Origin of the sequence: Paraburkholderia bryophila (genome assembly GCF_003269035.1) — a bacterium.
Classification (GTDB): domain Bacteria; phylum Pseudomonadota; class Gammaproteobacteria; order Burkholderiales; family Burkholderiaceae; genus Paraburkholderia; species Paraburkholderia bryophila.
The window spans coordinates 421805-434203 of the sequence record NZ_QLTK01000003.1 but is presented as its reverse complement, the minus strand read 5'-3'; the positions used below and the strand labels follow the sequence as shown (position 1 = coordinate 434203).

General features: G+C 59.0%; 10 protein-coding genes. 5 read left to right on the top strand and 5 right to left on the bottom strand.

The window, feature by feature from the left end; translation table 11 throughout:
- The 3 genes from BX591_RS08690 to BX591_RS08680 all read right to left on the bottom strand — a co-directional run.
- On the bottom strand, positions 1-1060 hold a 1060-nt coding region (locus BX591_RS08690), incomplete at its 3' end, for an Orn/Lys/Arg decarboxylase N-terminal domain-containing protein (protein ID WP_244218695.1).
- A gap of 82 nt (positions 1061-1142) precedes the next feature.
- Entirely contained in the window at positions 1143-2630 is a 1488-nt protein-coding gene (locus BX591_RS08685; protein WP_111930242.1) for a basic amino acid/polyamine antiporter, read from the bottom strand.
- A 330-nt stretch (positions 2631-2960) separates the two neighbouring features.
- Complete coding sequence (locus BX591_RS08680) at positions 2961-4625, bottom strand: alpha-amylase family protein (protein ID WP_111930240.1); 1665 nt, start codon at positions 4623-4625, stop codon at positions 2961-2963.
- Between the two features lie 46 nt (positions 4626-4671).
- Between BX591_RS08680 and BX591_RS08675 the strand changes: the two genes are divergently transcribed.
- On the top strand, positions 4672-6249 hold the full coding sequence (locus BX591_RS08675) for an alpha-amylase family glycosyl hydrolase (RefSeq protein WP_111930238.1): 1578 nt from the start codon (positions 4672-4674) through the stop codon (positions 6247-6249).
- 108 nt (positions 6250-6357) lie between these two features.
- Here BX591_RS08675 and BX591_RS08670 read toward each other — a convergent pair whose 3' ends face one another.
- Together BX591_RS08670 and BX591_RS08665 are read right to left on the bottom strand one after the other, a co-directional pair.
- Positions 6358-6627 carry a hypothetical protein gene (locus BX591_RS08670; protein ID WP_244218694.1) on the bottom strand — a complete coding sequence of 90 codons (270 nt, stop codon included), beginning with the start codon at positions 6625-6627 and terminating at the stop codon, positions 6358-6360.
- Positions 6628-6825: 198 nt separating this feature from the next.
- The gene (locus BX591_RS08665; RefSeq protein ID WP_146749742.1) at positions 6826-7188 is read right to left on the bottom strand and encodes a hypothetical protein; all 363 of its coding nucleotides are present in this window, start codon (positions 7186-7188) and stop codon (positions 6826-6828) included.
- Positions 7189-7817: 629 nt separating this feature from the next.
- Here BX591_RS08665 and BX591_RS08660 point away from each other — a divergent pair.
- From BX591_RS08660 to BX591_RS08645, 4 genes are read left to right on the top strand one after another with little or no spacing between them, the layout of a single operon-like run.
- The gene (locus BX591_RS08660) at positions 7818-8555 is read left to right on the top strand and encodes an ABC transporter ATP-binding protein (protein ID WP_111930310.1); all 738 of its coding nucleotides are present in this window, start codon (positions 7818-7820) and stop codon (positions 8553-8555) included.
- Entirely contained in the window at positions 8552-9640 is a 1089-nt protein-coding gene (locus tag BX591_RS08655) for an HlyD family secretion protein (protein ID WP_111930234.1), read from the top strand. Before BX591_RS08660 ends, BX591_RS08655 begins: the two co-directional genes overlap by 4 nt.
- Positions 9641-9672: 32 nt before the next feature.
- Complete coding sequence (locus BX591_RS08650) at positions 9673-11160, top strand: efflux transporter outer membrane subunit (protein WP_111930308.1); 1488 nt, start codon at positions 9673-9675, stop codon at positions 11158-11160.
- On the top strand, positions 11157-12299 hold the full coding sequence (locus tag BX591_RS08645; RefSeq protein WP_111930232.1) for an ABC transporter permease: 1143 nt from the start codon (positions 11157-11159) through the stop codon (positions 12297-12299). The genes BX591_RS08650 and BX591_RS08645 overlap by 4 nt, the downstream gene beginning before the upstream one ends.
- Positions 12300-12399: the final 100 nt, after the last annotated feature.

Below are 12399 nucleotides of genomic sequence, written 5' to 3'. Positions count from 1 at the left end.
AAGGCTTCAGCCACTTCGTTGCCTCCATAGCTGCTCCGGTTGCTTCCGGCTGGAGCATTTGCCGGGCGGGGCTTGCACCCGCTGGAAAGCGCCACCTTTTCACGGCGCACACCCGGAACGGCCGCTTGCGCTTCCACGCCTCGCGATCGCCGATGAGTGGATGATCGCGAATGCAGGTTCGGATCCGCTCTTCATCCAGTGCATCGAAATCGATCGGCCCGATCATGCCGTGCGCATTGCGCTGCGTCTGCAAATAGACCGGAATGCCGCCCCCCAGCAGCAAAGCGCCATGATGCGCGGCTTTGTGATTGTTGCGATCGAAAAGCACCAGATCGCCCGGTGCGACCAGCGCTGTCAGCGCAATCTTGTTCGACGTCGAGGTGCCGTTCAGCACGAAGTAGGTTCTGTCGGCGCCGAAGATCCGGGCAGCGGCTTTTTCTGCCGCGAGCGCCGGTCCCTCGTGGACGAGGAGATCACCCAGTTCGGTCACGGAGTTGTCGAGATCGTTGCGAAACACCGCTTCGCCCATGTGCTGGACGAACGCGCGGCCAATCGGACTCTTCTGGTAAAAGATCCCGCCATTGTGGCCGGGACACGTCCACATCTGGTTCGCCTGCTCGGCGTAGTCGACCATGGCACCGAAGAACGGCGTCTTCAGTGATTGCACATACATGTGAAGGTGACTCACCAGATTGCGAGCGACGAATTCCGGTGTGTCCTCTTCGGCAAAGATATAGCCGGTGACCTGTCCCAATACGGTGACCGGTATTTCCTGAAGCAGATGCCGCTCGACCAGGACGAAGATGGGGACATCGAGGCCACGCCCACGAACAAAACGTATGAAACCTTCGACGTCGCTTTCCGATTCGTTCAATGACCATTCGATCGCGACCAATCCTATCCCCGCGTCGCTGCGCATCGCGGAACTGGCTTCCGGGATCGCATCGGTAAGCGTGGTCTGATACCCGAGCCTCACCACTTCCGCGAGAATGCGCTGTAACCGCGATGAGCGATGCAATGCGCCACCCGACAACGGACAGCAGAACAGAAAGCCGAACATCTGATCGTATAGCATCGTTGCCGCTCCGTATTGATTCCGTCCGCCCGAGTCTTCGACTGGCGGAGCTACCTCTATGACCTTCTCAAGTGATCTTCACGAGACCTCGCGCAAACAGGACGACGGCGACAATGGCGACTAGCACGAGCACGCCCGCCACGACAATCTCCCTGCGCTCAAACACCGCCTCGTCAGGGGCATGTTCATGCCGTGCCCACCAGAACACCGGAAATCCGAGCGCGAACAGAATGGTCGACATGAGCAGGAACTGAAGACCGGCGGCATACATCAGCCATAGCGAATAGACCGTGCCGAGGACGCCTGTCAATATGGATTCCCGCGACGTCTCTCCCGCGCTCGCCGCATACTTCGATTGGGACGCATATCGCCACAGGAATGCGGTACTGGCCAGATACGGCGGCAAGATCATCACGCCCGTAATCGAGATCAGCCAGGTCCAGGCATCCTGCGCGAACAGCACGACGAACACCGCCAGCTGCATGGTCGCGCTGGAGATCCACAGCGATGGCGCCGCTGCGTGACGGCTGTTTTCGCGTGCGAGAAATTTAGGGAATACACCATCTTTGGCGCCTTCGAAAGGCAACTCGGCGACAAGGATAGTCCACGCCAGCCAGCAACTCAGCAGCGAAAGCAGCAACGATACGATGATGAAGACGGCGCCCCATTCGCCTACGGCAGCCTGCAGGACATACGCCGCAGATGGCGTCGCGAGGCCCGCGATCTGAGCCTGATGCATCACGCCGAAAGGCAGTGCCGACAGCAGGAAGTAGAGTACCGTGCACACGGTGAGTCCCAGAAAGGTCGCGACGCCGACCTGCGAGGTCTTGCTCGCGCGATCCGATACCACCACCGCCCCCTCGATGCCGATGAAGACCCACAGCGTCACCAGCATCGTGCTCTTCACCTGGCTCAGCATGCTGCCCAGATGCTGCTGCGTACCCCAGAAGTCGAACGAAAACATTCCGGCCTTGACCGCCACGGCCATTGCACAGAGCGCGACCGATATCGTGCCGACATTGAGAACACTCGAGATCACGTTCAGGATGGCGGCCCGTTTGACGCCGGACAGCACCACAAAATTCATGATCCAGATCAGCGCAGATGCGCCTAGCAGCGAAGGCCAGTTGTTACCGCCTTTGAAGATCGGGAAAAAATACCCGATCGTCTGCATGATCAACACCGCGAACGCAACGTTGCCGAACGCCGCGGACAGCCAGTAACCCCACGCCATTTCAAATCCGGCGAGCGAGCCGAAACCTTCTTTTGCGTACGAGTAGATTCCAGCCTTTAGCTCAGGTCGCTTGTCTGCCAGAGTGCGAAAGGTATTCGACAGAAAGAACATGCCGCATAGCGTGATGATCCACGCGATGATGACGGCGGCAAGCCCGGCACCATGCGCCATATTCTGAGGCAGACTAAATGCGCCACCGCCAATCATGGAGGCGATCACGACACCCGTTAAAAGCGGCAGGCCCAGTTTCCGGCTACCGGTTTGCGTCGACAATGCAGGTTTGGGCGCAGATTCAATCGCAACGCTGTGTGTCCGGTCCATGAGAGCTCTCCTCGGATAGAGTTACCGCAAGTATGTTGAGAGAACACGGTCAGCACGCGTCCATTAGGCAACGTGAAGAAGCTGTAGGGATGGGGTAATTTTCTCTAGCCGCGCAGCCTGAATCAGTTTGGCGTGTGCCGCTCACCAAGTCGGTACGCTAGCGGGCAATCGCATGCGAGTTAGCGGTGGCCTGGAACGTCAGGCTTGCTGATGATTCTGATGAGCTATGCCGTGCCGGCGCATCTGGAAAAGATGTGGTTCGTGCGCCGATTTTGACTAGATCGAATCGCTTTTCGAGGACGATAACGACGCATTGATCGCGGCGACACGCTACACGTCGCTGCGCTTGAGAAGATAGTCAAGGCCGCCCTGCCGATACCAGCGATAGCCAAATGGTTCGAGCACGACCGTATGCCGGCCGGTGGGGTCGGCTTCACTATGCTCGTCGGAAAGCAGGTTGACGAGCAATGTGCCGGCCGAATCGCCGGACTCTGTTTTGAACTTGACCGTGCACGCCACGGCGCTGAAGTTATGCAGGCAAACAACCGAATTATTCCGCCAGTCGTAGCGCAATGCGAGCACCTCTCTGCGCGATGCCCGCAAAACGGCAAAGTCTCCCCAACTGATTTCCGGAATCTCACGGCGCATGCGAATCATGCGTTCAGTCCAGTTCAAAAATGAGTCTGGATCGCGCCGCTGGTTCGCAACATTGATCCGTTCAAACCCATAAGGACCGCCTGAAATCACGGGCGAAACCGGCTTGGCGTGCTTCGTGAAGCCGCCATGCGGCTCGGTGGACCATTGCATCGGCGTCCGGCAGCATTCGCGTTCCGGCAGGCGCAGATCATCGCCCATGCCTATCTCGTCGCCATAACGAAACACCGGCGTGCCCGGCAAGGTCAGCATCATGCTATAGGCCAGTTCGAGACGGCGGCGATCACCGTCGAGCATCGGCGCCAGCCTACGGCGGATTCCCCGCCCGTAGAGCTGCATGTCGGGAGCGGGTCCAAAGGCGGCGAAGACAACCGAGCGCTGATCGGGTGTCAGGCGGCCCAGATCCAGTTCGTCATGGTTACGCAGGAATACCCCCCACTGCGCAGTTGCGGGACGCTGCTTCGTGACCAGCAGCGCCTTCTTTAGCGGCGCCGTATCCGCGCTCGCCATCGTGTAGAACGCAGCCTGATTGACCTGGAAGTTGAACATCATCTGCAGCCGCTCGCCCTCGTCGCCGAAATATTGCATGTCGGTATTGGGTAGGACGTTCGCTTCGGCGAGGATGATTGCGTCGCCTTTGCGCCATTGCAGGAACTCGCGGAAGGTTCGCAACATGTTGTACTGCTCGACCGGGACTTTGACTTTCGCGCCTTTTGTCGCGATAACGAAAGGCACCGCATCCATCCTGAAACCCGACACGCCAAGTTGAATCCAGAAGCCCATGATTTTCAACAGTTCAGCCTGCACATGGGGGTTGGCGGTGTTCAGATCAGGCTGAAACGAGTAGAAGCGATGAAAGTACCAGAGGGCTGCCTGTTTGTCATAGGTCCAGGTTGATTTTTGAACGCCTGGAAAAACGATGCCGTCCTTCGCATTCAGCGGTTTCTTTTTCGACCAGACGTACCAGTCGCGATACTTCGACGAAGGGTCGCGGCGCGCGTCCTGGAACCACGCGTGTTGATCGGACGTGTGATTGACGACCAGGTCGATCATCACCCGCAGGCCGCGCTGCCGGCAGGCGTTGGTGAAATCGGCGAAATCGCCGAGCGTGCCATAGCGCGGATCGACGTTGTAATAGTCGGATATGTCGTACCCGTTGTCGAGACACGGAGACGGCTGGAACGGCATCAGCCAGAGCGTCGTGATGCCGAGCCCCTGCAAATAGTCGAGCCGGCGGTTCAACCCTTCGAAGTCGCCGATGCCGTCGCCGTTAGCATCCATATAGGTGCCAACCGACAGGCAGTACACGATTGCGTTCTTGTACCAGAGATCGTTTAACATCGGTCTTGAACCTTGTGGTCTGACTGGAGCGACGATCGGAGATGCGATGACTGCATTAGCCTGGTGGCAGAAAGGCGTGATCTATCAAGTGTATCCGCGATCGTTCCAGGACGAAGACGGCGACGGCGTCGGCGATCTCGCGGGAATCACTGCGCGGCTCGAGTATCTTGCTACGCTCGGAGTCGATGCAATCTGGCTCTCGCCGATCTACCCGTCGCCGATGGCGGACTTCGGCTATGACATTGCCGACTATTGTGCGGTTGACCCGGTATTCGGCACGCTTTCTGACTTTGATCGACTGGTCGAGCGTGCCCATGTGCTGGGACTCAAGATACTGGTCGACTTCGTGCCTAATCATTCCTCTGACCAGCATCCCTGGTTTCTCGAAAGCCGTGCTTCGCGTGCCAATGCGAAGCGCGACTGGTATTTGTGGCGGGACCCCGCGTCCGGCGGCGGCCCACCTAACAACTGGCTGAGCCGCATGGGTGGGTCGGCCTGGCAGTGGGATCCTTCGAGCGGCCAGTACTATTACCATTCATTCCTGCCGCAACAGCCTGACCTCAACTGGCGAAACCCTGAAGTATGTGAAGCGATGGACGCCGTGCTGCACTTCTGGCTCGATCGAGATGTCGATGGTTTTCGGGTAGATGTGCTCTGGTTGTTGATCAAGGACGCCCTGTTCCGCGACAATCCACCGAATCCTCAGTTCCGTCCGGACGAGCCCGGGCATCACGCGCAGTTGCAAACCTACACCGAAGATCAGCCGGAGGTGCACACCATCGTGCGCTCGATGCGAAGAACGCTCGACAGCTACGGCGAACGGGTATTGATCGGAGAGATTTACCTGCCCGTGCCGCAACTCGTACGCTACTACGGCAGTGCTGGCGACGGCGTCGACATGCCCTTCAATTTCCAACTGATCACTGCCCAATGGACGGCAAGCAATATCGCGCAACTGATCACGGCGTACGAGCGTGCGTTGCCGGTCCATGCGTGGCCGAACTGGGTGCTCGGCAATCACGACAATCCGCGCGTGGCATCCAGAATCGGCGCCTCGCAGGCGCGCGTCGCGGCCATGCTTCTGCTGACGCTGCGCGGCACCCCGACGATGTATTACGGCGACGAGATCGGCATGACCGACGGCGAAATTCCGCCCGAGCAAGTGCGAGATCCCGCCGAGCTGCGCCAACCGGGTATTGGGCAAGGACGCGACCCGGAACGAACGCCGATGCAGTGGGATCTATCCGGTAACGCCGGATTCACACGCGGCAAGCCATGGCTGCCGATCGGTAATTCAGCCGTAGCGAATGTTGCTTCGCAGGACGGTGAGTCGTGGTCGATCCTGGCGCTCTATCGGCAATTGCTGTCCCTGCGCCGAAGCGAGCCCGCACTAGTCGCGGGGTTGATCGAGAAAGTCTCCGCCCAAGGTCACGTATTGACGTTCGAGCGATGTTTGGGCAGTGCAAGACTGTTCGTCGCCCTGAACATGGAAGATCGGCCGGGCATCATCACATCGCCCGTCGGGCGCGTCGTCTTGTCGACGCACGAAGGGCGAGGCGGACATCGAATCGCGGGGGAATTGATCCTCGACAGCGACCAAGGCATTGTTGTGGCGTGTGATTGATGTCTTGGATACGGTCGTCAATATACTTCGCTATCGGCGTTCACGAGCGGGCCGCCGCGACGAACCTAAGCATTCTCGGGGACATCCTCCGCGTGTGCCATGGTCCTGCTACGAATCCAGCATTGCGCCCAACTGCGCGTAATGTTTTCTTCCCTTCGATGTGCTCGCATCGTCGTCCGCCCGCAAGGCCGCGTTGGCTGCGACGAGCAACGCCGCGTCCTGTTGCCGCAAAGCTTTGTCGACCGCCTCGAACGTTTTCAGTAAGGTCTTGCGCCCTGCCTTCGTCCCGCCTCCGCTTTTCGTCACAGCATCGCTTTCTTTCCTGAGGCGCCTGACGAGTTTCGCGGCGCAGCGGCTGTCCAGCAGATGGTCGATCACCAGTGTCTTGATGTGACTGGCCATCTCGGACAGCGCCGACTCGCTAGTTTGAGTCGTACCGTTCGATGCGTCTGACTTCATCCTGGCCATCATCATTCTCCAAAGTCGATCCAGTCGTTGGATCATAGGCCGCAGGCACATTTCGGAAAAGGCTCGGAAACTACCTGGGCTGTGAGGACGGCCAAAGCTTGCAATCGTTTACGACGCGATAGCAACTGCTTGCGCGTTGCTGCACTGCTTCGCATAGTCTTTCGCTGCTTCATTGCTGTGAAAAGCAGCACGTACCGCAAGATCGAGCGCCAGTTTCGCCTCGCGGGCCGCCTCACCGATCTTGCTCTTCTGGAAATGTCCTGCGACCCGGCTCAAATGCCCGCAAGCCTCTTCATGCAGGCCGGCCGCCGCGGTGTGATGTTCCGCGCAGCTCAAGCCGATGTTCGTGTTTCCCTCCGACTCGGTAGCGGCATGGCGCAAGTTTGATGAGGGTGTATCCGGTGCATTTTTGCGCGCAGCATGACCCGCGTAGTAGACGTTGGCGGCGAGCTCGAATTCGAGAGCCTGCAACGCATGTCCGTGTGCGATCAACACCTGGTGCGCCGCGTGAGCAAAGTCTTTTCCTGCTTCGAAGTGTCTCGACGCCTCGCGGTGAAATCGCGCCGCCTGTTCGTGGTGCGGTTGCGCGGACAGATGATGAGAGCCGTCTTGTGAATTCGCGGTCATGATGCTTACCCCCGGGATTGTTTGCGTTCCGTATGAGGATGATTCATCGCGCGGCGTCGCGCTAGCATCGGAAACTACTCACAGGCGTGGCTTCAATAGCCGCTTCGATTGACGCCCTGACGCCCGTTTCGATGCCGCAGATGCAATCATGCGGCTCGTGGTACGGGACCGTACCGACATCCATAGCTAACACCTTCACTATGGCTGTCGGGAAAGTCGGTCATATCTTGCTGCACAGGGGCAGCGTCGCCCTACAGGGAATTGCTCCCACGATCCTCACTGTATTCGGGATCCACGTCCGTCGATCAGTACAAGGATAAAAACGATGAATCCGCTCACCTTGTTTCTCCTTGGCGCGTTGCTTCTCGCACTTCACGACGGACGGCAATGCGTCCGCCGTGGAGCCGCCGCATTAGTCCAGGCGCATGTCATTCATCAAGTGTAGTGAACGTAAGATAAAGACGGCATTGATCATGAGTACAGCAGCTCCGTCTCAAGCGGGATCCCCTGAGACAACGAAACATGCGGCCATCGCCGCTAAAGGACTCACGAAATGGTTCGGGGAAGGCGCTACGCGGATGACTGCGGTGAACGGTGTGGACTTTGTGGCCCACTTCGGCGAAATGCTGTTCATCGTCGGTCCGTCCGGTAGCGGCAAGACCACGCTTCTAAGCATGGTCTCCGGCATCTTGCGCCCCAATGCTGGAACGGTAAGCGTAAACGGAGACGACATCTGGACGCTGACCAATGACCAACTGGCGGATTTCCGGCTGAACAGAATCGGTTTCGTCTTCCAGGACTATCACCTCTTTCCGAGGCTGACGAGCGCCGAGAATGTCGCGATTCCCTTGATCCTGAAACATCTCGACTGGAACGAGTCGATTGTCGCGGCGAAAAAATACCTCGAGATCGTCGGTCTGAAAGACCGCAGCGAAATCTTACCGGTCAAGCTCTCGGGCGGCGAGCAGCAGCGTGTGGCCATTGCGCGCGCCATCGTGAGCGGGCCGCAAATCCTGATACTCGACGAGCCGACCGCGTCGCTCGACGGCGACACCGGAAAAATGATCATCGCCTTCGTTAAGGAGAAAGTGCTCAACAAGGATCGTTGCATCGTCATCGTTACCCACGATGCGCGTATCAACGAATACGCCGACCGGATCATTCATATGGAAGACGGGCGAATAACCGGGCTCGACAAGGGAACGGAATGAGAAACCGGATCATCTTCGGTCTTTCCATTCTCGGCATTCTGGCCGGGCTGGTTGCCGCCTACATCTTCGGCATGCAGCGTCACGCACAACCGCCGGTATTTAAGCCCGTCAGCAACCCTTATGTGACGGCGATCTACGCGGACGGCATCGTCGAGAGTGAGCAACAGGGTGGGCAGAACGTCAATATCTACCCCGAAGTTGCGGGGCCGATCACCCGGGTTTTCGTGCGGGAAGGTGAGCAGATCTCGGCCGGCACACCGTTGCTGAGCATCGACGATTCGGTTCAGGCCGCTACGACCGAGCAACTCCGCGCGCAGTCCGAAGCCGCACTGGTGCTGCTGCGGGAACTCAAGGCACAGCCGCGAAGGGAGACACTCGCGGTCGCGAAAGCCCAGGTCGATCAGGCGCGAGCGAACCTGAAGGCATCCCGTGACCAGTATGACAAGCGCCGCGCGTCTTATGACTTCGACAAACGGTCGATCAGCAAAGACGTCGTCGATACCGCTCAGGATGCGGTGGCGCAGGCCACAGCCGGACTGGAAGTCGCCGACCGGCAATACGAGCTGACCCGAGCGGGTGCGTGGAGCTACGACGTCAGCAACCAGCAGAAGCAGTATGAGGCGCTGAGGCAGGCATATCGCGCCGCTGTTGCATTGCTGCAGAAATACACGCTCAAAGCACAGGCTGACGGGGTCGTGCTGACCATGAATGGAACGCCAGGGAGCTACGTTTCTTCGTTAGGCATCTATGATGCCTACACGCAGGGATCAGACCCGCTCATCGTTATGGGCGCACCGCAGGAGTATCTGTCGGTGCGCTGTTACGTGGACGAAATCCTGGTCGCGCGCCTGCCCTTGCCCGCCCATATGCAGGCACAGCTCTCCGTGCGCGGCACCGACGTCAAGGTGCCACTCGAGTTCGTGCGGGTTCAGCCTTATGTCTCCCCAAAGATCGAATTGTCCAATCAACGCCAGGAAAAGGTCGACCTGAGAGTGTTGCCCGTCATTTTCCGTTTCAGGACGAAAGACCTGCCGATGATCTATCCGGGCCTGCTGGTGGACGTATTCATCGGGTCGAAAAAATGATTGCGCGCACTCATCCGGCTTCGGGCGACGCAATGAGGAACCATGCTACGCGGACCGCGTTTGCCGCATTGTTGAGCGTCATCGCAACGACCCTCCTCGGCGCCTGCGCCTTAGGCCCCGATTTCGTCCGTCCCGCTCCGCCCGATGTCGACAGCTACACGAGCGAGCCGTTACCGGAATCGACCGTCGTGGCCGATAGCGAGGCACAGCACTTCACTCCCGGCGCCGCGGTCCCGGCCGACTGGTGGCGGCTGTTCAAGTCCGACTCGCTAGATGGCCTGGTTGAACGGGCAATTGCGAATAGTCCCACGCTGGCCGCGTCGGAGGCCACATTGCGGGAAAGCCAGAACAATCTTCGTGCGGGATATGGCGTGTTCTTTCCGCAGATCGGCGCGGAGTTCGACGCGACTCGCGAACGCACTGCGCCCTTGACCAATGGTTTGCAGACGCCCGGGACGATCTTCAACCTCATGACGGCTAGCGGCAGCGTCAGTTACGTGCTAGATGTGTTCGGTGGCAAGCGGCGGACGGTAGAGGGACTGCGAGCCCAAGCCGACTTCCAGCAATATCTGAGTAAAGCCGCGTATCTGACCTTATCCGCGAATGTCGTGAATACCAGCGTAGCGCGCGCCGCGTATGCCGCCGAAATTCGCGCGACCGGGCAATTGATCGAACTCGAGAAACAGCAACTTGAGGCGACTGAAGCGCAAATCCGCTCCGGCACAGCCTCCTATGCGAACGTGCTGAGCGTTCGCAGTCTGATTGCGACGAACGAGGCAGCGCTCGCGCCCCTCGCGCAGAAAAGCAGCGAGGCCGCTCACCTGCTCGCGACGCTGGAAGGTGCGCTGCCGTCGCAAGCGCACTTACCCGACATCGATCTGGACTCGCTGTCGCTGCCAGACAATCTGCCGGTGAGCCTGCCGTCCGATCTCGTGCGGCAGCGTCCGGACATTCTGTCTGCGGAAGCGGAGTTGCATGTTGCCAGCGCCAACATCGGTGTGGCGACCGCAGCGATGTTCCCCAGCATCAGTCTGAGCGGCACCTACGGTGCGGGCGGCACGAGCTTTGGCAGCCTGTCCGCGGATAGTTTCAGATTCTGGAGCATCGGTCCGTCCATTACGGTGCCGCTGTTTCAAGGCGGCAGCCTGTGGTATGGCCGGAAGGCCGCGATCGCCGCGTACCAGCAGCAGCTCGCCACCTACCGGCAAACGGTCCTGACGGCATTCGAGCAGGTCGCCGACGCGCTAAAAGCTTTGGAGCACGATGCGCAGGCTTTGCAAGCCCACGTTGAAGCGCAGCGTGACGCGAGCGGGGCATTGTCTCTCTTACAGAGCAGCTACAAGGCCGGGATGGTCAGCTATCTGGAGGTGCTCACCGCCGACGTGCAGTTCCACCAGGCCACCATCGCTTATGTCCAGGCCGTGGCGCAGCGGCATCAGGACACCGTGGCACTGTTCGTCGCGTCAGGCGGCGGGTGGTGGAATCAGCCAGTCCACGCCACCGGGGAGCAGTCGCCATGAAATACAGCGGCATCATGCGCATCGGCTTCAAATTGCTGGTCAATGACAAGGCGAAGTTCTCCGCGTTGCTAATCGGCATTACCTTCGCGGTATTCCTGATGACGCAAATGACTTCGATGTTTGCCGGCATCCTGAACCGCGCCTATTCGACGGTCACCAATATCGGTGCAACGATGTGGATCATGGACCCCGCCGTCAATACGCCGGCCACCGCTTTCCCTTTACCGGACTACCTGCTTGACGCCATGCTGAGCATGAATGGCGTCAGTTACGCGGTACCCCTTTTTATCGGCGGCGCGCAGGTCAAGCTCGCCGACGGCGCGTATCAATCCGTCAACGTCGTCGGGCTGGACGACGCCAGCCTGTTCGGCCGCCCGGAGATGCAGCAGGGCAACATTCTCGATATCTATGCCGACGACGCCTTCGTGGTGGTCAACGACTCCGAATTCGCAAAGCTGGAGAATCCGAAAGTGGGCACCACGTTCGAGCTCAATGACCATCGAGGTGTCATCGTGGGTGTCGCCAACGTGGCGGCGAACGGGCTCAACGGCGTGCCGACGCTTTACACCACCTACAATCGCGCGATCGAGTACATACCCGGTACGCGCTTCACGATTTCATACATCCTGGTCCAGGCGAAGAGCGACGCGGCGGTTGCCGGCATCAAGCAACAGGTGGCGAAGCTGGGATATCTGGCGCTGACAAAGGATGAGTTCAACTCGCGCATCGCCGACTACTACACGTACCAGACGGGCATCGGCACCAACATTCTGCTGATGACGGTGATCAGCTTCATCGTCGGACTATCGATTTCCGGGCAGACCTTTTACACCTTCATCCTCGAGAATCTGGATAAATTCGGTGCACTGAAGGCAATCGGCGCAAAGGGCCGAGAGTTGGTCTACATGATCCTGTTCATGGCGACCTTTACGGCACTCACCGGCTACGGGCTCGGCATCGGACTGGTCACACTGGTGATCTCGATCGCCAAGGCTTTGCTGCCTAACTACGCGGCGATTACGACATTCTGGAACCTGGCGTTGTCGTTCGGCATGGTGGTGCTGATCGCGGGCGTGTCGAGTTACATTGGCGTACGCAAGGTCCTGAAGATCGAGCCATTCGATATTTTCAGAGGCTAGTACCCGAACCGGGCCTGCCGCCGTCTCGCAAAGAATCCTGGTCAGTGATGCGGGTACTGTTCGGTATCTCTATCCAATGTGCAATCCAATATCATCGCTC